General features: G+C 44.4%; 21 protein-coding genes. 1 reads left to right on the plus strand and 20 read right to left on the minus strand.

Annotated features, from left to right (window positions below; translation table 11 throughout):
- Positions 1-108 precede the first annotated feature (108 nt).
- The 7 genes from ACYVD3_RS11650 to ACYVD3_RS11680 all read right to left on the minus strand — a co-directional run bounded on the left by ACYVD3_RS11650 (position 109) and on the right by ACYVD3_RS11680 (position 10,954).
- A complete protein-coding gene (locus tag ACYVD3_RS11650; protein WP_460642684.1) occupies positions 109-1,767 on the minus strand; it encodes a glycoside hydrolase family 13 protein in 1,659 nt (552 codons plus the stop codon).
- 13 nt (positions 1,768-1,780) lie between these two features.
- Positions 1,781-3,499, minus strand: coding sequence for an amylo-alpha-1,6-glucosidase (locus ACYVD3_RS11655; protein WP_460642685.1), 1,719 nt, complete (start codon positions 3,497-3,499; stop codon positions 1,781-1,783).
- An 11-nt stretch (positions 3,500-3,510) separates the two neighbouring features.
- Positions 3,511-6,483 carry a beta-phosphoglucomutase gene (gene pgmB, locus ACYVD3_RS11660; protein ID WP_460642686.1) on the minus strand — a complete coding sequence of 991 codons (2,973 nt, stop codon included), beginning with the start codon at positions 6,481-6,483 and terminating at the stop codon, positions 3,511-3,513.
- A gap of 17 nt (positions 6,484-6,500) precedes the next feature.
- On the minus strand, positions 6,501-7,325 hold the full coding sequence (locus ACYVD3_RS11665; protein WP_460642687.1) for a carbohydrate ABC transporter permease: 825 nt from the start codon (positions 7,323-7,325) through the stop codon (positions 6,501-6,503).
- A 13-nt stretch (positions 7,326-7,338) separates the two neighbouring features.
- Positions 7,339-8,235 carry a carbohydrate ABC transporter permease gene (locus tag ACYVD3_RS11670; protein WP_460642688.1) on the minus strand — a complete coding sequence of 299 codons (897 nt, stop codon included), beginning with the start codon at positions 8,233-8,235 and terminating at the stop codon, positions 7,339-7,341.
- A 318-nt stretch (positions 8,236-8,553) separates the two neighbouring features.
- Positions 8,554-9,912, minus strand: a complete 1,359-nt coding sequence (locus ACYVD3_RS11675) for an ABC transporter substrate-binding protein (RefSeq protein WP_460642689.1) — start codon at positions 9,910-9,912, stop codon at positions 8,554-8,556.
- A 22-nt stretch (positions 9,913-9,934) separates the two neighbouring features.
- Entirely contained in the window at positions 9,935-10,954 is a 1,020-nt protein-coding gene (locus tag ACYVD3_RS11680; protein ID WP_460642690.1) for a LacI family DNA-binding transcriptional regulator, read from the minus strand.
- 405 nt (positions 10,955-11,359) lie between these two features.
- Between ACYVD3_RS11680 and ACYVD3_RS11685 the strand changes: the two genes are divergently transcribed.
- Positions 11,360-11,551: a hypothetical protein gene (locus ACYVD3_RS11685; RefSeq protein ID WP_460642691.1), complete on the plus strand. Its 192-nt coding sequence runs from the start codon at positions 11,360-11,362 to the stop codon at positions 11,549-11,551.
- A 75-nt stretch (positions 11,552-11,626) separates the two neighbouring features.
- Here the strand turns inward: ACYVD3_RS11685 and ACYVD3_RS11690 are convergent, their stop codons facing one another.
- The 13 genes from ACYVD3_RS11690 to ACYVD3_RS11750 form a co-directional block, all read right to left on the minus strand.
- Positions 11,627-12,460: a CPBP family intramembrane glutamic endopeptidase gene (locus tag ACYVD3_RS11690; RefSeq protein WP_460642692.1), complete on the minus strand. Its 834-nt coding sequence runs from the start codon at positions 12,458-12,460 to the stop codon at positions 11,627-11,629.
- Between the two features lie 205 nt (positions 12,461-12,665).
- On the minus strand, positions 12,666-13,496 hold the full coding sequence (locus tag ACYVD3_RS11695; RefSeq protein WP_460642693.1) for a peptidoglycan recognition protein family protein: 831 nt from the start codon (positions 13,494-13,496) through the stop codon (positions 12,666-12,668).
- Position 13,497: 1 nt separating this feature from the next.
- Positions 13,498-13,653 carry a hypothetical protein gene (locus ACYVD3_RS11700; RefSeq protein WP_460642694.1) on the minus strand — a complete coding sequence of 52 codons (156 nt, stop codon included), beginning with the start codon at positions 13,651-13,653 and terminating at the stop codon, positions 13,498-13,500.
- Positions 13,654-13,737: 84 nt separating this feature from the next.
- Positions 13,738-14,157, minus strand: coding sequence for a phage holin family protein (locus ACYVD3_RS11705; RefSeq protein ID WP_460642735.1), 420 nt, complete (start codon positions 14,155-14,157; stop codon positions 13,738-13,740).
- A 21-nt stretch (positions 14,158-14,178) separates the two neighbouring features.
- Positions 14,179-14,460 (minus strand): putative ABC transporter permease, encoded by a 282-nt coding sequence (locus ACYVD3_RS11710; RefSeq protein WP_460642695.1) that lies wholly within the window; start codon positions 14,458-14,460, stop codon positions 14,179-14,181.
- 798 nt (positions 14,461-15,258) lie between these two features.
- Entirely contained in the window at positions 15,259-16,146 is an 888-nt protein-coding gene (locus ACYVD3_RS11715; protein ID WP_460642696.1) for a hypothetical protein, read from the minus strand.
- Complete coding sequence (locus ACYVD3_RS11720) at positions 16,139-16,573, minus strand: hypothetical protein (RefSeq protein ID WP_460642697.1); 435 nt, start codon at positions 16,571-16,573, stop codon at positions 16,139-16,141. Before ACYVD3_RS11720 ends, ACYVD3_RS11715 begins: the two co-directional genes overlap by 8 nt.
- Positions 16,574-16,585: 12 nt before the next feature.
- Positions 16,586-16,981, minus strand: a complete 396-nt coding sequence (locus tag ACYVD3_RS11725) for a phage tail-collar fiber domain-containing protein (RefSeq protein ID WP_460642698.1) — start codon at positions 16,979-16,981, stop codon at positions 16,586-16,588.
- A gap of 15 nt (positions 16,982-16,996) precedes the next feature.
- Complete coding sequence (locus ACYVD3_RS11730; RefSeq protein WP_460642699.1) at positions 16,997-17,914, minus strand: putative phage tail protein; 918 nt, start codon at positions 17,912-17,914, stop codon at positions 16,997-16,999.
- Positions 17,907-18,962, minus strand: coding sequence for a baseplate J/gp47 family protein (locus ACYVD3_RS11735; protein ID WP_460642700.1), 1,056 nt, complete (start codon positions 18,960-18,962; stop codon positions 17,907-17,909). The genes ACYVD3_RS11730 and ACYVD3_RS11735 overlap by 8 nt, the downstream gene beginning before the upstream one ends.
- A complete protein-coding gene (locus ACYVD3_RS11740) occupies positions 18,962-19,363 on the minus strand; it encodes a DUF2634 domain-containing protein (protein ID WP_460642701.1) in 402 nt (133 codons plus the stop codon). The genes ACYVD3_RS11735 and ACYVD3_RS11740 overlap by 1 nt, the downstream gene beginning before the upstream one ends.
- A 16-nt stretch (positions 19,364-19,379) precedes the next feature.
- Positions 19,380-19,694, minus strand: a complete 315-nt coding sequence (locus tag ACYVD3_RS11745) for a DUF2577 domain-containing protein (protein ID WP_460642702.1) — start codon at positions 19,692-19,694, stop codon at positions 19,380-19,382.
- Entirely contained in the window at positions 19,687-20,643 is a 957-nt protein-coding gene (locus tag ACYVD3_RS11750) for an XkdQ/YqbQ family protein (RefSeq protein ID WP_460642703.1), read from the minus strand. The genes ACYVD3_RS11745 and ACYVD3_RS11750 overlap by 8 nt, the downstream gene beginning before the upstream one ends.
- Position 20,644: the final 1 nt, after the last annotated feature.

The following is a 20,644-nucleotide window of genomic DNA, read 5'->3' on the forward strand; positions in this document are numbered from 1 at the left end:
GGAATAACCCGCTGAATGGGATTTTTTGTATAGTTTTAAGGCTTTTGCAAAATAGGTTCGTACAGAACTACTTTGCAAAAGCCTTTTTAACTGCCCAGAAATATGATACTATTGATAAATCACCAATGCTTCATAAGGTTTCAGTTCTCCGCTTTTTCTCTCCTTGGCCTCATAATTGCTGATCAAAACCGTTCCTGATTCAAATTCTTTAGGTACGCTGTAGTTTACCGTCTGGCTGCAGAAGCTGCATACCACCAAAAGTTTCCGTTCTCCCAAGGTCCTCACGTAGGCGTAGATCTGGGGATCATCGGGAAGCAGCAGCTCATAACTGCCGTAAACCATGATCTCATGCTCATGGCGAAGAGCGATCAATTTTTTATAATAATGGAATACGGAAGTCTCCCGTCCCATCTGTTCTCTGGCATTGATCCTTTCATAATTGGGGTTTACCATGATCCATGGGGAGGCCTCTGAAAATCCGGCATAGGCGCTTGTATCCCACTGCATCGGTGTCCTGGCGTTGTCCCGGCTCTTGTACCTTATGTACTTCATCATTTTCTCTTGGGTGAAAATTCCTTTTCCAGTCAGCTCATAGTAGGCATTTATGCTGTCTAAATCCCTAAAATCATGGATGGTTTCAAAGGGGACATTGGTCATGCCCAGCTCCTCTCCCTGATACACATAAGGAGTTCCCTGCATCATGTGAAGGCAGGTGGCAAGCATTTTGGCGGAACGTTCCCTGTATTCCTCACTGTCACTGCCAAAACGGGAAACAACTCTGGGCTGGTCGTGATTTTCCCAGAACAGGCTGTTCCAGGCAATTCCCTCAAGCCCATTCTGCCATTTTGTCATAATCGCCTTAAGGTCCGGAAGATGCATCTTCTTATCCGTCCATTTGTTGTCAGGATCCCCATCCACATCCATATGCTCGAACTGGAATACCATGTTAAGCTCATTTCCGTCGGAAGAAGCGTATTTGGCAGCCTCCTCAACGGTCACTCCGGAACATTCTCCTACCGTCATAATATCGTAGCCGGATAAAACCTCCCGGTTCATTTCCTGTAAATATTCGTGGACCCTGGGACCGTTGGCTGAAACATTAAAGCTGGCATACCCATTGATCATGGCAGGACCGTCAGGAAGTCCTTCCTGTTTGGAGATCAGGCTGATCACATCCATGCGGAATCCGTCAATGCCCTTATCCAGCCACCATTTCATCATATCATATACCTCTGTCCGGACCGTCTCATTATCCCAGTTTAGGTCAGGCTGCTTTTCGGAAAAAAGGTGAAGGAAATACTGGCCTGCTTCCTCATCATATTTCCATGCCGGACCGGAAAAGCAGGATCCCCAGTTATTGGGCTCTTTTCCGTCTTTTCCATCTCTCCATATGTAATAATCACGGTAGGGATTATCCTTTGATTTTTTGCTTTCCACAAACCAGGAATGCTCATCTGAGGTATGGTTTACCACAAGATCCATGACCAGTCTGATTTCCCGTTTATGAAGCTCTTCCAGAAGCCGGTCAAACTCCTCCATGGTTCCAAATTCCTTCATGATTTTACGGTAATCACGGATATCGTAGCCATTGTCATCGTTTGGAGAATCATATACAGGAGACAGCCAGACCACATCAATTCCCAGTTCCTTTAAATAGTCCAGCTTGCTGATGATCCCTCCGATGTCACCGATCCCGTCTCCATTGCTGTCACAGAAGCTTCTGGGATAAATTTGATATACTACGGATTCTTTCCACCAATTTTTCATCGTCTTTCCCTCTCTAATCCATTAAATAATCGCGAAGCAAAATAAGAAACACACTGGCCGTCCAGGTAAAACCGTGATCCCGCAGGCCCCGCCCGTCAAGTGCACTGTAATTTTCATAAAATCCTTTTTCTGCGCAAAGCCTGGAGAATCGTTCCGCGTAAAAACGTGCCTCTTCCCCTCTGCCGCATTGTCTCAGTGCATCTACCAGAATCATGGTGACAGGAGGCCAGACCGCTCCCCGCCAGTAGCCGTCTTCCTCAAACAGCATACTGTCCAAAGGCTCTGACGCAAATCCCCAGGAACCGGCCAGATGGCCTTTCTTTAAAAGTCCTAAAATCAGACTTTCCCGAAGCTTCTCCGGCAGCCGCTTCCCAAGGATCAAAGGAAGATACAGAATCAGGGAATCAGAGGGCACCACTTCCATCTCAGGGATCTTCACCGCTTCAAAGCGGCCATCCCTTACAAAATAGGCCAGCAGCTTAGAGAGCAGATCCTCTCCCTGTTCCTTCCATTTTTCAGCTTCCTGAAGCCGCCCAAGGTCCCTTGCCGTATGTTCCAGAAACTCCATCTGCAAGACAAGCCAGGCCGACAGATCCGGTGACTGGACCGGCAGGCCCATCCGGAAAACGGTGGCATTGTCCCAGCCGGAATCATTGCCATGGTGGTAGGTAGGGATGCCGTTTTCCTCCATCCGGTAGTTCAGCCACCAGAGGGTAAAGGCATCGGTGGAACGGTACAGCTTCTCTTTCACCTCTCTGCCTGGATCGTGGATCTGAAACATTTTCTCCAGGATAAATCCCTGAACCGGAGGCTTTACAAAGGAACGTATGATCTTCCTTGCCTGGTAGGCATCGGGATATGCGCCATACTCATCCTGCTGGTCTGCCATGGCTAAAAACTGGCCGTATGCCAGGTCCGGATGGGATGAAACCAGAGCAAGGGCGTTAAAGGCATAATCCCAGCTCCATACCAGATTCATCCAGTTTTTTGTCATGACCATTACCGGTCTTTTGATGTACCCGGACGGATGGAGCACGGAATGCCATAAAATATAAGCAGCCTCCCTTCCGGCTTTTTCATAAGCCGGATCCGCCTTTTTTAAGCTTTTCATGATCTTTGCCTCAAACTCCTCATATTCCTCTTTTACCGCCTGACGGCACAGATCATAACTTTCATATTCCTTTTTTTGAGGACTTAAACCGATAAGGGCTACCTGGACCAACAGCTCTCCCTCCACCGGGCTTAGAAGAAGCCCGGTTCTGCTGCTTCCATAACCATTGTCCGGACAGGCCCATTGATTCCTTGCGTTTCCTTTTTGTACGGACACCTGCAGTGCCATATCATCTCCTGCAATTTCAAAGCTTCCATCCATGTGTTCCATCACTCTGTCATAGGATCCCGCTTTTGTCTTGGTAATCAAAACGGGACTATTTGCTTTCAGGAGAAACGTGTCCTCATCACCAAAACATATGGAGTATCCACCTGTTTTAGAAGTTACGTTCAATTCCCATGGCGACATGGAAACTGAAATTTTTTCTTCCGGTTTTCCCTCATTATCTATCAGTATAATGGGATAGGTCTCCTGCTGGGAAAATGCGCCGTAAAGTACCCGCACCCCAATGTGGCTGTCAAACTCCTTCGTGCCATCCTGAGGATAGGAAAATGCCAGATAAGAGCCGTATCTGCTGAAAGGTACGGAACGAATATCCAGTTCCATGCTGCATTCCTCCATCTACATACCTCCTATCCAACGATTTCCAGCAACTGGCTGAAAGCTGACAGTTTATAATCAGTCAATGAAGACTTCACCGCATCTCCCACTGCTGCACAATCCATGTTTCCTGATCTTGCGGCCTCAAGCCCTGCCTCGGCATCTTCTACTACAAGACAGCTTTCCGCCTTGCAGTTCAGCATGGAGGCAGCCTTTTGAAATACTTCCGGATGAGGCTTGGAATGGGTGATTGTATTTCCATCGGAAACCGCATCAAAGAAGTGTTCCAATCCCAACTGTTTTAAGATCATCCCCGCATTTTTGCTGGAAGAGCCAATGGCCAGCTTTATTCCCCGCTTTCTCAATTCAAGTAACGTATCCTTTGTTTCTTCTGACAAATCGGAAGAGGTCATGCTTTCCAGCAGCTTTTTATAGATCTCATTTTTTTTCGTAAGGTATATTTCCTTATCTTCTTCTCTCATGACCTTATCATATTGTTCCAGTATGATATCAAAGCTTTCCTTTCTGCTGACTCCACGCAGACGGTGATTGATGATTTCATCAAAATAAATCCCCAGCTCATCTGCCACCTCTTTCCATGCAAGATAGTGGTAATGATCCGTATGGCAGATCACTCCGTCCAAGTCAAAAATAACCGCTTCATAGGTCTTCTTTTCCACATATATGGAGGTACCGGGTTCCACCCTGCTGCTTCTGCCAAATGCCGAAAGAGACACAGGGATGCTTCCTTTGTTTTCGATTCTGACGCCTTTCTTTTCCGCTGTAACCGTCAGCTTCTGGCCCTTCCATACCAGGGGAAACCGAAGCTCCTCCCAGGCCTTTGGGAGCTTTGGATTAAGATCCAGGCTGCCATGGCGGATCCTCACCCCTCCAAAGCCCATGACACAGCTTAACCAGATTCCTCCGACGGAGGCACTGTGGATCCCTTCCTCTGATGATTTCATGTTAGGCCCCAGATCAATGGCGCATGCCCCCTGATGCATCTGGCAGGCCATGTCCTCCATCCCGTAATCATTGGCTAAAATCGAATGAACGCAACGGCTTAAGGATGAATCATGAAGGGTTTTATCTTCATAAAACACAAAATTTTTTCTTTTTGTTTCCAGAGAAAACAGATCCGGAAGCACAAAATCCAGCATAACCGTATCAGCCTGTTTGGAAACCATCAGCTTTCCCATCTGTTCCAAATTATAATCCTGGTGGATTCCCAGGACCTTTCCGGAGGTCTTATAGGGTTCCAGATCAATGGGCTCTAAGCTCATATACTGGTCTGTCTGAGGAACAATGCCGCCTTTGCCGGGCACCGGAAGATAGAGCTTTGCCCTCTTTTCCTTAAGCCTTTGTTTTAACTGGCTGAAATGGAACTTCTGGTCCAGCCGGTCCGAAACCGCCTTATTGTCCTTTGGTAAAGCCTCCATTACATGCTCTGCCAGCTCCATATTATAATCAGCCATGTAATTGGTATAGGCGTTATTGTCCACATGCTCCTTATACTCATCAGGACCGATCACATCAAGAATCTCGTAACAGCCCTTTTTCTCATTCCATTCCAGGCGGCTGGCCCAGAAAAGAGCCGTATCCAGTATGATCTCATATCCGTACCGGTCCATATAGTCCTGATCTCCGGAGGCCTGATAATACTGCCATACCGCATAAGCCACATCCGCGCTGATATGGTGCTCAATTAAGCCTGTCAGGCATTTTTGCACCTTGCCCGTTACCACATCAGCACCCAGGTAAAGGGGCGTCACCTCGCCGTCATCAATCCAGGCGCACTCCCACGGATACATGGCTCCTTCCCAGCCGTTTTCGGCTGCCTTATTACGGGCGCCATAGAGATTTCTGTAGCGGTATTCCAGAAGCGTTCTGGCAGTTTCCGGCTCCGTAAGGGTAAAATAGGGTAAGATAAACATTTCCGTATCCCAAAAGGAATGGCCCTTATAGCCTTCTCCTGTCAGGGCCTTTGCGCCGATCCCCACACGGTTGTCGTCCTTTTTCACCATAATATTCAAATGATACTGGGCAAACCGGATGGCAAGCTGATGGAAATCAGCATTTCCCCCTATGGTCACCTCATGGTTTTTCCAGAATTCTTCCCACACTGCTTCCGACTCCGCCAGCAGCCGTTCATACCCCTTTTCACATTCCATCCCCAGGCATTCCATGCCGTCTGCCTTCAGCCGCTTAAGAGTACCGGAAGGTTCTTCCCTTTCATAGGCCTGATCTCTGGAGGAATGAAAACAGGATACCTTTTCCAGACGGATCGTTTCACCGGCCCCTGCTGTTATGGACCACCGCAGATCCATATCTCTTCTTCCCATAACCGGAAGCGGCTTTTCCTCCCGGTTCAGCCGGCAGGCACTGTGGACCGCTGCCACCACCTGGGACTCCGTAGTTTCCGCCAGGAACTGCATGGTAACACCGTCATAAATCCTGCGCCTTAAATTCTCAAAATGCATGGCCCCATGGTTTGTCACCTCCCCGTGAATTCCCGTCTCAATGACCAACTGGGCGCTGCTGTCACAGGACAGCTCCAGACACTCCGCCGCAACATGTTCATTTTTCAGAGAAACAAACCGTTTAAACACAGCCGTTACCACAGTCTTAGAAGGGCATTCCCATACGACCGTTCTGGTGGTTTCTCCATTTTTTAAGTTCATGACTCTTGAATACGACCTGACCTGACCTGACTGCAGGTTCAGACGGTATCCGTCAACATAGATGTCCATTGCGGTTACATCCGGAATATTGGGAAGCTCTGTCACCTCTTCCTTCCCCGCTTTATTAAAGGTCCCGGTAATGAAGGTGTTTCTCACTTCTTCCACATACCGCTCCTCCAGGGCGTTCCGTATCCCTATGTAACCGTTTCCCTGGGCAAAAATCGCCTCGTATTTTCCCAAATTCCGGGCATCAAACTCTGTTTCCTCTATCAGCCAGTTTTTTAAATCTCCCTGACCCTTCAAAAAATTCATTGTGTTAAACATTCTGTCCTCCTATAATGTCAGCCTTTTACTCCTGATGCCGCAACACTGGCCTGTACCTGCTCCTGGGCCAATGCGTACAAAATGATGCCGGGAAGCACCACAAGGGTTAAAGCGGCAAACAGCTTTGTATAATCATAAGAAAATGATTCAGTGAAAAATTGCAGCGCCACCGGCAGAGTCCTGTTCTTATTGGAAGAGGTCAGCAGGGCAGCGTAAAAAAATTCATTCCAGTTATTTAAAAACATGAGAATCCCGGCCGTAGCCAGCCCGCCCTTTGCCAGAGGAAGGTTGATCTGGAAAAAGACCCGTAGAAAACCTGCTCCTTCCAGCCTGGCCGCCTCATCTAAGGATGATGGGATGGACATAAAGGTGGATTTTAAAATAAACATGGACATTGCCAGTCCCATGGAAAGGTAAACCACTGCCAGCCCCCAGATGTTGTCATAAAGCTTCATCTTCATGATCAGGGAAAAAATTGGCTGTGCCTTGGAATGGGATGGAACCAGCAACGTAATGGTAAACATGGCAAATAGCAGGGTCTTTCCGGGAAACCGGTACTTTCCGATCACATAAGCACCCATGGCAAAGAACAGCAGGGACAGGAGCGTTGAGGAAATACACACCAGAAAGGAATTGGCCGCGTACCGGAAAAAGTCGTATTTTTCAAATAAGTATACATACGGCTCAAAGCTTATGGCTGAAGGCAGTGTAAATGGATTCCCAAGGATCTGGGCATTTGTTTTAAAGGATGACATAATCACCCAGAGAATGGGAAATACCGATATGATCACAGTAAAGCCCATAGCAAGATACATTAAAAATACGGTGATTTTTTTCTTCATTTCAGCCCTCCTCCTAATATATACTGTCGTTCATGCGGAATATATAATTAACGACTGCCAGAATGATCAGTCCCAGAATAAACATGACCATACCGTTGGCATTGGCATACCCGTATTTCATATCGGATATGGAATTGACCAGGATCAGCGGAATATTCATGGTATCGTCTCCAGGTCCGCCTGCGGTGGTCAGCCTGATCTGCTCATACATGGCAATCCTGGAAGTGATAGAACAAATCACTCCGGTCCCGATGGCATTTCTGCAAAGGGGAACCATAATATGGCGGGTCAACTGCCACGGGGAAGCCCCGTCTACCCTTGCAGCTTCCACCACTTCCTCGGGGACTGCCATTAAATCATTTAATACGACCAGGGTTACAATTACCGCATAAAAAATCCAGGTACATGTAACCGCCCAAAATGCATATGGAGACTGGAAGAACCACTGGACATGAAAATCAGGATGAAACTTTCGGATTAAATTGTTTAAAATTCCCATATCGTCATTGAAAATGAATTTGTATATCATAGCCCATGCAGCCGCTGAGATCACGTTGGGCACCATAAAAATCACTCTGGTGAATTTCCATCCCTTAGGCTTTGCGTACAGGATAAATGCCATCAGCACCCCGAACCCCACATGGAGGGTAGCCGCAATCACGGACCAGGCAAGAAGGTTTTTCAAGGATATGAGAAAGGTTTTTGAGTGAAATAGATCGATGTAATTTTTAAATCCTATGAAAACCGGTTTGTTGAAGCCATCCCACTTGGTAAATGATGTGGCGATTACCGTAAGGATGGGTGATAAGTAAAACAACAAAAATATCAGGAGGGAGGGCAATAAAAATAAGTAGCACCACTTATAATTCCTTCTCTCCAATACAGTGGAATTGGATTTTCCTGCTTTCATTTTTTCCCCTCTTTCTAAAAAATACTGCTGCAATACACCTGTTTTCACAGGCTTTTTGCAACAGTATTTAACCGAATCAAGTAAGTCCCCCTCTTCAAATGCAAAAAGAACAGTGTGACCCAGTGTTCCCGCCCCTTATAAGCGGGAACGCGAGGTCATTAAGTGGAAATAGGGACTTGCTTGTGTCATGTGGAGTACAAACTCCACATGATAAGCAGCGAGAGCTGCTATTCGGTTATGCCCGGTGAAGCGGGGCACGCTGTGAGCAAGTAGCGAAGCGGATTGCGAATATCCGCTTGACTTCCCATGTTACTATGTTTAATTTTTTGCTTCCGCTGCCTTCTGGGTCAACTGGCTGCAAAATTCCTCCGGTGAAAGCGTTCCATCTGCCAGCTTGGGAAGCAGCTTTCCAAATTCCGTATCAGCAACAGAGGCAGGCATCACATCAAAAATTGAAGCAGTGTATCTGGTATTTCCATCCATGCTTTCGGCAAGCTGGGATAAAATGCGGTTTTCCGCCTGTTTCTTTAAGAATTCATCGCTGTAATCCAATTTGGGAGCCACTCCGCCTTCGGTCAGAACCAATTGCTCGATTTCTTCCTTGGAATCACGGAAGGCAAAGAAAGCTTCTGCCAGCTCCTTTTCCTCATCAGAAGCAGTATTGGCGATCCAGAATTCACCGTATACTCTTGGATTGGCAACGGCAAAATTTCCCGGATAAATATCTGAGGTCACTTCCTCACCGGTAAATCCGTTAGACCATTTGTCGGCCGCTTTCTCATCGAAATCAGAAGCCATCCAGGAGCCGTTGCATATAAGGCCAGCGCTTTTGCTCATAAATGCATTCGCTGCATCTGCGTAAGCTGCACCAATGGTATTGGCTGATGCATTTTTCTGGAGAAATTTCTGCAGAATGGTTGTTGCGGTAACGATTTTTTCATCGGTATAATCATACAGCTTATCATCCACAAACTGGGCCAGATACGTTTCTCCACCCTCCTGGTTGGCTATAAGGGCTGTGAGAAGAAGTCCTGTGGTCCAAGCATTTTCCGCTGTCTGGAAAGCGATCTTGTTGTCTCCGATGCTTTCTGTAAATTCGTCAAGGGTCATATCCTTAACGGCTTTTTCCGGCTGATACATGGTATTGTTATAATACATGCCCACAGGCTTTAATACAGAAAGGGGCTTGCAGATCAGCTTTCCGTCTACGGTGCAATATTCTATGGATTCATCGATCCAATTCTTCTTTATCTCCGGGTTGGACTCTGCAAACTTGGTCAGATCATATGCCATGCCATTGGCAAGAGCCACGCTCTTAAACCACTGAAGATCGATTCCTCCGGAACCGGGGGAGTGAACAATGGCCGGAAGCTTGTTCTGCTGGGCCAACTGCTTAATCTTTTCCGCATACTGGGCCTGGGGAACCTCTTCGATCACGATCTTATACTTGCCTGCATACTTCTGATTAAACCGTTCTACCTCAGGAAGGAAGAAAACCGCCCCTACATTTTCACCTGCCAGATAGGTTGGGAAAGTCATCTGAATTTCCTTGCCTGACCCATTTTCCGTCTTTCCTGTCCCTGATGCGGTTGTATTGCTGCTCCCGCCGGAGCATCCGCTGAGCACTGTTGCTGTTGCCATAACAGCCGCCATAAATCCCGCCAATTTTCTTTTCATAAAAATCCTCCTTAATATTCATTTACAATTGTTTCACACTCTTGCCATCCTCAAGAAAATATTTTGTCATATGAATCCTGGAATATTTTTCGTCATTTACCATCTTCATGAGAAGCTTTGCCGCATCATAACCTTTTTGCCACATGTTTTGGTTAATGCGGGTGATAAAAGGGTCAATGTATTTCATAAAGTAGTTGCCGTCGTAACCGGTGATGGAAAAGTCTTCCGGGCTCTCATATCCCAGCTCCTGTACCGCCCTTAGAACACCTATGGCCGTTAAGTCACTCATACAGACAAATGCGGTACCGGCCTCCCTCTTATATTCCATCAGCAGTTTTTTTGTTCCTTCATAAGCTTTCTGTTCCATAAAATCCGTATAGATTACTTTACAGCTTTTTGGATCAATGCCGTTCTTTTCAAGGGCATCTAAGTAACCTTGCTGACGTCTGATGGAAACATCAGACTTTTTCCGTCCATAGACAAGAATCAGCTTCTTATGCCCCCGGTCGATCACGTACTGGGTGATCCGCTCAAACGCTTTTCTGTCATCAGTCATGACAGCCGATGTGCATGTCCCGTCCAGTTGTATATCAATGGACACACAGGGCAGGGTCGAGTGAGGCAGTGTTTTTACCAAAGGATCGGTTATCCTCAGTCCCATGATCACGGCTCCTGACAATGAATATTCTCTGCAAAATGTATCAAAATCCTTTTTTTCCTGTTCTTCCTTCCCAATGGAATACATGGCCAGATTGATCTCATGCTTCATCATGTAAGAATAAGCTCCCTGGATCACATTCATCATGAACTCGTTTGACTGGGCCTCTTCCAAAAGTCCGCAAATGATCAATGCCACATTTTTTTTGTTCTTTGAAGACAGGTTTTTGGCACTGGTATTGGGAACATACCCAAGTCTTTCCGCCGCCTCCACCACGCGCGCCCTGGTTTTGGCCGACACATCGCTGTATCCGTTTAACGCTCTTGATACCGTACTTACCGATAATCCCGTTTCCTGTGCCACATCGTAAATTGATTTTGCCATTTTACACCTCATTTTCCAAAAACGTTTTTGGTTCTTAGTTTTTTTTAACACTTCCTTTTAGAAGTGTTGTACAAAAGACCCGTTTTCAAAAACGTTTTTGATAATATCAAAATAACACTTTCTTAGGTCTATGTCAATATATTTTATATTATTTATGATAAATATTGTGTTGTTACTATTAGTTTTATGCACTTTGTCCTCGGGGGTTTTGTTTTCGGGAGTCTGTCTTCGGAGGTTTGTCCCGGAGGCATTTGTTTCAGAATCATTTGTTTCAGATGATTTCTCTCGCTCCTCTGGATGCCGGCTGGAATTCTGTTTATGCTCTGTTTTCTGTTTTTACGCATATTTGCTTCGTTTATCTCGTATTCCTTTAGGGTTTTGCTGCAGGATGGCTATCACTTTTTTATGGATCAATTGCCGGAATTATCGGAATTGTTGAAATTATCGGTATTGTCGGAATTACAAATCGGACTTCAATGCAGGAACAATCAGGCGGTAGAACCGTTGAACCATTCTGCTACCGGTCATTTTGGAAGAGGGAAAGGATCAGCGATTCAGACGCCGGAAATTGAAATTAAACCAGCAGCAAGAAAATGACCGGCACCCGGCCCCGCCGGAAACCTCAGGAGCAGGATTTTCGTAAAGGGAGCAAAGGATTGTCCCGGATGGGATTCATTCCTTTTTTTTACGAAATATATAAAGGAAAAGCACAATGAAAAAAGAAAGAGTCTGGGCAATGGTGATGCGGACAGTCAGAAGTTCATCCACTCCGGAAGCAGTAACCACATGCAAAAGATTAACCGTGGTATTATTCATAAAATGAGCCGCCATTCCTGCCCACAGGGATCCTGTAAGCCGAAAAAGCATGCAGTACTGAACGCCCAGCAGAGTACTGGTGACCACCAGCACCAGGCCTGCCATGAATGCCCCTGTCATGGACTGACTGCCGTCTATGACATTTCTCAGGGGCTGCATAATATGCCAGATTCCAAAGAGAACGGAAGACAGCAGGCATGCGATAGGAAAGGAGTATTTTTCTTTTGACAACCGGACAAACAATCCGCGGAAAACTCCCTCTTCCATAACCACATTGATCATGTTTCCTGCTATGCAGATCAGAAGGAACAGGAGACCATTCTCCATCCCCCGGTTGCCTAAAACGGAATAGCTGGTCGCATAAAATTTAAGTCCTGAAAAATCACCTGCTGCCGACTGCATCAATATTTCGGTCCCATAGCCTGCTGTAAAAACAACAGCACCCAGCAAAGTTCCTAATAAAATATTGGAGATCACCTTTTTAGAGGAAAAACCGATTTCTGCCCATGAGTACCGGAAAAACGGCAGAGCCACCGCCAGCAGAAGGATTCCGGCAAGTTTATGTATAAATGCTTCTCCGATTACCGACTGGTCGGTGCGGAATAGGAAATATTCTATCACCCGGAATGCAAAGCAAATGGTATAAAATATCAAAATGATGGGGATTGGATTTCGTTTATAATTGGGCATGGGTGTCCCTCACTGACTGTTTTTTATGAAATCGGAAAAATTCCGCTGCTACTGAGCCATGGGATCATCTTCTGATGAATGACCTGAGATACACAGTAATCCGTTATATAGGTCATTTTAGCACAGGACGGGAATTATTTCCAGCATTTTGGGATTGCTTCCATTATTTAAGACGGGGCCGGATCACCGGACTCCCGTCTATTGTTCATACCGCGTGCAGGGCGCCTTTTTCATCTGTATCCAGATGCATTTTTCCTTCGAACATGCTGCCGTCTTCCGTAGCCCGGTATAATTCTCCTTTCCAGGTAACCCACTGGTTTTTTGCCATAGCACCATTGTCATTTAAATAATACCATTTGCTGTCTGATCCGGTTTTCCATGTATCTTTTACCATAAAGCCGGCACCATCGAACCAATACCAGTTTTCCCCATCATTATACCAGTCGTTTTTCACATAGTTTCCTGTATCTCCCAGGTAGAACCTCCAACCGCCGTCCTCTTCTACCCACCCGGATTTAAGTTGAGGCATTGTTATCAGAGATGCTTTAAAATCGTTCCAGGTATGCTGGGTATGATTGTATACGTAAGGATTGGGGCAAATTTTACCCGTTACATCGTAGTGGCGGATCACATGATCTGCCGGGACATTATATCGCTTCATCAGTTCTTTTGTCAGTTGAATGGCTGCCTTTACAGTTGCATTTTCAAAAAACCAGTCTCTGCTTGTATCTGACTGGCTTCCCTTGTTCCTGACACAAAGTTCGATTCCCAGGCTGTTGCTGTTACGGCATTCCGTATGGGTATATGTTTTCCCCCCGCAATGCCATGCAATGTCTTTGTCCTCAACGGACTGCCATATTTCTCCACTGAATCCAACAAAATAATGGGCGCTGGCTCCAATGTATTGGGAGGCGTAATATTTGCAGTTTGCTTCGGCTCCTCCTAAAGCCCCTACATAGTGGATCACGATATATTTAATTCGGTCTATCTGACCGTTGCTGTAGTTGTATGGTGTCAATAGTTTGTGAACTTCCATATTAAATCCCTTCCCTTTCGCCCACAAAGCCCATCTCGTTTGCATCAAAGGATTCCCGGAAACGTTCAATTTCCGTATAATCGGAGTTCTTTAGATTTTCCTGTATTCCCAACAATTCCATGTTTGACATTTCTTTTGTTGCTTCGCTTTTGACCATAAAGTCACCTTGTCCTTTTTGTATTATCATATGATGGAAGGGCAGGGGATGTACCTGGGGTGTACCGAGCTGGGCTTTTCACTGTTATTGTGATGGCTGTGATTTTTTGTTTAAAATGTCTATGGCTTTAACCAGGGCTGCCGGGAGAGGCAGACCCATTAGGCCAGCGTTTTCTACAATGGATATTAGCTCGTTTGCCATAAATCCGATGATGACCGTGTCGCGTATGTAAAAGGTGCCTAGGGATAGGTCCAGGCGGTAGGCCACCAGTACAAACAGGAGCGTCATGCACTTCCTGCATAAGCCTTTAAAGCCCGCCTTTGATTCCAATGTTCCGGATTCTGTTTTTACACTTTTATGGAATACTCCAGCTACTGCAAGGCCTGAAAGAAAATCAACAGCCATGAAAAGTATTAAAGTTCCGATACCGGTATCCCACCCTCCAATTAAAGACACTATGAAACTGCCTGCAGCTCCTGTAGCTGTACATAATATATTTTTTATTCTCATTCTCCTCACGCTTTCTTATATAAATTTATAATGCGGCCGTTCCTCTCTGAACAGCCAGTCATCATGGACGATCCCGGCCAGACATACCGGCAGCCAGATCAAACAAAATAAGGAGTATATCTGCCCTATGACATTCCCCGGAAGATCGCTGTAATCCCCGATTCCCCAGCCAAGCCATATATTTACTATCGAGCCGGTGATAAATTCAAGGGCTGTCACGATCATGTCTCCGATCAGTACCTGCTGATACAAGGGCATCTCCCATGGAATTACCTGATTGATCAGGCCCAGGATCACAAAGCAGATGCCACCTAAAAAAACATGGTCCAATGGGAACGGCCACGAAACACCAGTTCCATACCTATGTAAATGATTCCGCCTACAAACCAAAGGAACACATATTTAAACGCCTGATTCATCGTTTCTCCCCATCCTCCCCGGCCATAGCTTCTATTTGTGCCAGATATGTTTTTAGGACTTCTGATTGATACTCTCCGGGAACAGCAGCACCAAAAAAGATCTCTTGCAGTTTTTTCCGTTTTTACGCTGTCAATCCAAGTTTTTAAGCTGTTTCCATAGGTGACATGGTAAGACACGCGGAACATGGCTTTTCCACAAGGACAGCTATGTCAGCCGTAGGATAGAACCGGCATAGCTGTCCATCTGCATGATATACAATCTCCTTCGCTCCGGAAGCAAGCTGTACCTGCAAGCCGAACAAATTAAGCTAATCGCTCTGTGTCAGAATGTTATGCTCATAGTCGGTGGAGAACTCCACGGTTATCCCATTGCAAACAGTCTGGCCGCAGGCAGTGTTAATCTATGACTTTTTCGCTTCCTTTAATTCTTCCATGATCTGGCCATAAGCGCTTGTTTCCACTCCTATTCTGGATATCGTGACAAGGTGGGAGATCTGCGCATCAAAAGTCTGTGTCTACTTCTGGATACTAAATGCTATCGGTTTTTTTGATTATTCATTATGGTACATCAACGTTCCTTCCCTTTTTTAGGTTCCTTGATTAATACATTTATTGCTCAAAAGATCCCTTTTTATAAAAGATTTATAACCCTATAGGAATTGGTATTTAAACCACGTTAATATCCAAAAATGTAATAATAGCAAGTTTCACTTCGTGACGAACATGGCAGCATTACAGAAGATGATGTCCACGTCCAAGTCGACGTAGATATTGAGCCATAATAACCACTTGCACCATTATTAGTGCTTTCGTAATTGGCGCTTGTACCATTTACCCGCCAAAGAATACTACCACAAATAACAACAGCAAATACGGGATTAAAACCTGGATTAACCGTAAGATAATACCAATAGGTACCATTTCCAAGCGACAAAGATGATGTCCCCGAAGTTCCTTGTCCATTTATGTACTTCAGTACGTTATTGCTCCCTGCAACATTAAATATATTTTTGCCCCGGAGAATATTACCCGCCACAAGATCTCCATCACCCGCAACTACCACATTCCCAGTCATGTATTTGCCAGAACTGGAAACCGTCTGCTGGGAAGCTCCCGGGGTAATGGTCTGCCCTGCCAAAGAAGCAATATTTCCTGTAATCTTCCCCCCATTCACCCAAGCCGTTTGCCCGCTTAAAATTTGTGCCGCCGTAGCCGTTGCGCTGGTCTGACTTGCCAAACTGTTAGTCGTAACTTTACCTCCCCCATTGTGAAAACCAGCAGGAACCGTATATGAAGCACCAGCATTCAAACTCAGGGCTACCGCACCATGGTTTACCATAGAACCTGTTCTCTTAATCTTTGGATTCGAATTATAATATGTTTTTCCTTCCAGTACCTGACTATCTGATGCGTCACCAGTAAGTTCTAATGTCCCCTCTGCCACTTCATCAGTGGAATCTGATGTAATTGCTTTATATCCCTTTAAAACTTCTGCCTTTGAAGCTGTACACTCATCAGAACCTGCTTCAGATCCGCCAGATCCGGCAATAATTACTTTACCCATTATCACTTACCCCCCTCAAATACACGCTAAAATCTCCGGTCGGCTTCTTTTCTACACAGTAAAACGTTACGTATCCATCTTCTGTTTCACCGTCAGTAATCATTCCAACCATTTTTCTTCTAAGTTTTACCTCTGCCGGAGATAATTCCTTTGGAGTACATGGACTAACTATCGGATTATCTGATGCTTTTATCCCATTTACCGCGATTTTCTGGCTGTATGGAATCATATTGTTCCAGCCAGAGGCAGGAATAATGACCTCTATGGGCCGCTCATGCTGCTCCTGAATCATCTTATTATAGAAAGTATTATTGAAAAGCTTTTCTATTTCAAAAGCCATTTCCTGACCATCCGCCAGAGTCTCTCTATCCCACTTTCTGATTTCCATAGTATATTCATGTGGGGTTTTTACATTGCAAAATATCATAATTTAACCTCCTTAAAAGATTTCATCCATATCATAAATCTGAGGGATGTCTGCATCTTTTCCTTTACGCATAAATGTCCGATAGGCTACTAAATCGCCATCCGAATCAAACAACCCCATTTCTGATATTTCTCTTCCTGTAAGCTCTTCCATATCCAGAGTAGCAGTAAAACGGCATGTCGATTCCATATCATTTACATATGCATGTGTTTCTATCTCTTTCATCAACAGCTCATTATAAAGCCCAATTTCATCGCCTGTTGTTGCCTTAGGCTGTCCGTTTTCATCCACTCCTCCGTCTCCCCATGCCATATGCGTGATAGTTGGAAGTGTTATATCCCCGGCATGAGCCTTGCAGAACTTCTTCCTGCCTGTTGTTGTTATTACTCCATTTGATGTTTTTGTCATTTTTCTCTTCCTCTCTTATAAAATTGATAAGCCACCATTTAACTTTCGCCTGCTATCTAATTTCCAAGTACTATTCACCATATTTATGTTCATAACACGGATGGTACCTGCTGTTGCCTGTTCCTCTGTTTCAGATAATAAAGCTGCTTTCATTTTGCATTGTATATCTCTCCTTAAATCAGTTCTAAATCTCAATATATTATTACCTGTGTTACTTTGCTCCACAATTACCGTGGGTACTTTTATTCGTTCCGCGGCATTAACAAATTCTGAAACATTCGCCTCCAGTCTGGACCTTATCGGGTAAAAGTCGATAAACTCTCTACTGTTATACCCATTCAGCCTACAGCTGCCGTTTAACGGCCAGAGATTATCCAAATATAAGTACGACAGATTGTAGCGAGGATAAAAACCTATCCGGTAGCGGATTGAATTTTTACAAGAAGTCTGAAAATTATAGTTTCCGAAATATTTACTAAAAAAAACTGTTTCCAAATTAGCTGGTATCATTTCTTGAATCATTCCTTGAATACTTTTCAAGACTGTTATTGATCTCTCCTTCACTACAAGCTTCAATTTATAAATATGATGAAAAATATATAACTCGTAGTCTTCACCTAACAAAGCCGTTAGCTGCTCTCTTAATTTACTCCTGGAGTAAGGAAGTTGGTAATTCCAATTTGCCAAAACTGCTGATCTTCTCTCATCAAGAGTAAATTGAGGATCTGGTTTTAAATCCAAAAACTGCTCCCATTTCTTTATTCCCTGATAGTCTGTCGTCAAAATGAATCCAGCTTCCCAAATATACTGGCAGCTATCATAAAGATTTTTGAGTTCTTCCGCCTCTAGTTTAGCGATAGTGTTAAACTCAGCAATTTCCTTAACGTACTCTGGGAAATAAGATTTTAAATCATTTTCCCTCCGATCATACATGAATCTCACCTCTCACAGCTATTCTCTCCGATGGAATAACATAATTTTCACTTTTCCCATTGATGTATGTATCAAACACATCAAGAATTCCTTCCACATCGAGCAGTTTGCTTTCAATTCTGGAAATCCTCACTACGTTTTCACTAAACTCCTGCCAGGATTTGTTTAGTTCCGTCAGGTAACCATCAATTGTATTACTGATATCACCAAAGCACCGGCTAGCATCATACCCTGTCTGATATGTAATATTAGTTACAATGGATATTTTCTCCCCCTCTGCGCCAACTACAGTTACCTCATGGCCAATGGGTGCCAGTCCATAACCTTTCCCTTGATTCGGCTCCGGGTCAATTTGATCCTGTACCGTTTGAATCAAATCATCAGTAGGAATACTGTAAGATGAGTCAATAATAACCAGCTTCACAGTTCCACCACCGGCCCATGCAGGAAAGACTTTTGCCCCTCCCACTCCAGAAATTGCAGATACCTTTTCTTTATAATCTGCTATATTTCCACCATACGCCTGTGATTTTAAACTATTAAAATATCGCTTTCGAAATCGCTCTGTTTCTTCCTCATCTTCTCCAGGTATTAATAATTCTGTCAATTCTGCCTTTGTCAGCCCTTTTATATATTCAATAGGGATTAATCTGCCAAAGTTGCTGTTACCAGCTGCTCCTATCGTCTCACATCGCATTCTGTATTCACCGATACCCAATTGCTCTACAGCTGTATAGTTAAAAACATCTGATGAAAAACGACTGCCTATAGATATTTCTACATTGAATTCTCCTTTTAATTCTGCATAGGTAGCAGCTTTTGGTATTACTCCACGCTCTGCTGCCCTACGAATTAAAAATTCTCGACTTGCTGAATCAGCAAACATTTCCTTTAAAACATGATCCAACTCAATATATGTAATTGCGATTTCCGCTGCTGATGGAGCTAAAGCCGTGTAAATGACAGATCCTTCCCTTCTATCCAGATCTTTTGGAACTCTATCCAGCATCCGTTTCAAAATAACTTCATACGTCATATCCTCATACATTAAATGTTCACCTCCTTCTCAACTACGATTTCACCCAAAATGGTATGAACCATAAACCTTACATGAATCGACTGCCCAATGCTTTCAAAAGAAAACATATCAACACTTTGAATCCTGTCATCCTGCTGCAACGCTTCTTTAATTCTCTTTTTGAGCTTTGCCTTTACCAGCCCTGTTGATTTTCCAAATAAGTTTTTAAACTCCACACCATAATTCCAGCTGTAAATCAGCCAATCGAACCGTTCTGTATTAAGAATACAGAACACAGTTTGCTTTATTGCCTCCAAACCATCCACGGTTCCGACCACACGCTTCGTTTCCGTATCCAGACGAAAGGTTTTTGACGGCATCTGAACCACCTTAAAATCCTGCTCTAAAATATCACCTGTCACCGGAAGCATGGCAACACCTCCTTTCCTACCACGTACCCATTACCACATACTGTTGTCCGCCTCTCTTCTGAAGCAGAAGAACCTTTTGACCCTCTTTTATCTCATCTTTTACAGTCACAGACACCTGTCCGATTCCCGGAATATTCATTTCCTCCGTATGCTCCGTAAATTGTTTTAGCAGAATGATCTGTGATTCGGACAGGATTGTCTTCTGATCAATTTGTATTTCCATGGGATTTACTTTAATTACAGTTCCTGGTATCACGTCACATGGATCTCCCGCTTCGATTGCCTGAATTACGATCCGTTTTATATTTTCGATCCATTCCACATCAGCCACTGACCTTCGCCCCCCTTAATGTCAAATCCATGGTATGTACACCCTCATCAATTTTATGGGTCACAGACTCAATCACCAGATAATTTTTTAACTCCATGTCCTTTATATCAAGGAATACCGGAATCAGACAGCCCGCCCGCACCCGGATATCTCCAAAAGCATCCTTTACAGTCAAAGTCCTGGAAGGACGGTTATACAAAGTCAAATATGTTTCCGCTATGGCCTGGCCGTTAACCCCTTTATCAATGGACTCATCTTTCTGAAGAATTCCCCATTTGTTGATATTTTCAGTATGTTTTGTCATATAGATTTCTCTTTGCTTTGTATCATTGTTGTCACAATACAGTTTGATCTGGTTGTAAGTATTGCTGTCAATGCTGACCTTATAGTCATAATCCTGTGCCGCCTTGCCATCAATCATGATGTCCAGCTTCATGCTATTCATATTTTTCAAAGTCAGCTTTCCTGCATCGTCATAAAATGTAAACAAGTTCTTCGTATGTATCATAGCAAGATCCAGATTGTTTAAGATAATATCAAACAAGGTTTTATCCTTTTCTTTTCTGGAGATTCGGTCCCCTGTATCCTCTAATTCTCCTGTGTTTAGATTGTAATCCCTGGCTATCATCTGGATCACCTCTCCGGCAGTTAAATCCGTGTAATTATAAGTCTCTTTATTTTTTAAATATCTAAGCTGGTCATACGCGGTGACCTTCATTTCTCCATCACTGCTCCAGTTACGCTCAAAAATAAATCCAAAGAAAACGGGTTTACCATCCACATCCAGACGGAGGGCATTGCCCTCCTCGATCTGGAGGCGTTTGTCCGGAATTAAGGTAAAAGAACATTTTCCGGGCTGTCCTCTGCGCTGAGTCTCCCAGGTAATAACTCCTTTTACCACCGGCTCATATACTGTCTGACCGTTCTGGATATATAAATGTACTTCCATT

Source organism: Lacrimispora brassicae, assembly GCF_054772055.1.

Bases quoted from the DNA above. Each gene is read 5' to 3' on its own strand.
- ACYVD3_RS11650 (WP_460642684.1), bottom strand. From the start codon at position 1,767: ATGAAAAATTGGTGGAAAGAATCCGTAGTATATCAAATTTATCCCAGA.
- ACYVD3_RS11655 (WP_460642685.1), bottom strand. From the start codon at position 3,499: ATGGAGGAATGCAGCATGGAACTGGATATTCGTTCCGTACCTTTCAGC.
- pgmB (WP_460642686.1), bottom strand. From the start codon at position 6,483: ATGTTTAACACAATGAATTTTTTGAAGGGTCAGGGAGATTTAAAAAAC.
- ACYVD3_RS11665 (WP_460642687.1), bottom strand. From the start codon at position 7,325: ATGAAGAAAAAAATCACCGTATTTTTAATGTATCTTGCTATGGGCTTT.
- ACYVD3_RS11670 (WP_460642688.1), bottom strand. From the start codon at position 8,235: ATGAAAGCAGGAAAATCCAATTCCACTGTATTGGAGAGAAGGAATTAT.
- ACYVD3_RS11675 (WP_460642689.1), bottom strand. From the start codon at position 9,912: ATGAAAAGAAAATTGGCGGGATTTATGGCGGCTGTTATGGCAACAGCA.
- ACYVD3_RS11680 (WP_460642690.1), bottom strand. From the start codon at position 10,954: ATGGCAAAATCAATTTACGATGTGGCACAGGAAACGGGATTATCGGTA.
- ACYVD3_RS11685 (WP_460642691.1), top strand. From the start codon at position 11,360: ATGGATCAATTGCCGGAATTATCGGAATTGTTGAAATTATCGGTATTG.
- ACYVD3_RS11690 (WP_460642692.1), bottom strand. From the start codon at position 12,460: ATGCCCAATTATAAACGAAATCCAATCCCCATCATTTTGATATTTTAT.
- ACYVD3_RS11695 (WP_460642693.1), bottom strand. From the start codon at position 13,496: ATGGAAGTTCACAAACTATTGACACCATACAACTACAGCAACGGTCAG.
- ACYVD3_RS11700 (WP_460642694.1), bottom strand. From the start codon at position 13,653: ATGGTCAAAAGCGAAGCAACAAAAGAAATGTCAAACATGGAATTGTTG.
- ACYVD3_RS11715 (WP_460642696.1), bottom strand. From the start codon at position 16,146: ATGGGTAAAGTAATTATTGCCGGATCTGGCGGATCTGAAGCAGGTTCT.
- ACYVD3_RS11720 (WP_460642697.1), bottom strand. From the start codon at position 16,573: ATGATATTTTGCAATGTAAAAACCCCACATGAATATACTATGGAAATC.
- ACYVD3_RS11725 (WP_460642698.1), bottom strand. From the start codon at position 16,981: ATGACAAAAACATCAAATGGAGTAATAACAACAACAGGCAGGAAGAAG.
- ACYVD3_RS11730 (WP_460642699.1), bottom strand. From the start codon at position 17,914: ATGTATGATCGGAGGGAAAATGATTTAAAATCTTATTTCCCAGAGTAC.
- ACYVD3_RS11735 (WP_460642700.1), bottom strand. From the start codon at position 18,962: ATGTATGAGGATATGACGTATGAAGTTATTTTGAAACGGATGCTGGAT.
- ACYVD3_RS11740 (WP_460642701.1), bottom strand. From the start codon at position 19,363: ATGCTTCCGGTGACAGGTGATATTTTAGAGCAGGATTTTAAGGTGGTT.
- ACYVD3_RS11750 (WP_460642703.1), bottom strand. From the start codon at position 20,643: ATGGAAGTACATTTATATATCCAGAACGGTCAGACAGTATATGAGCCG.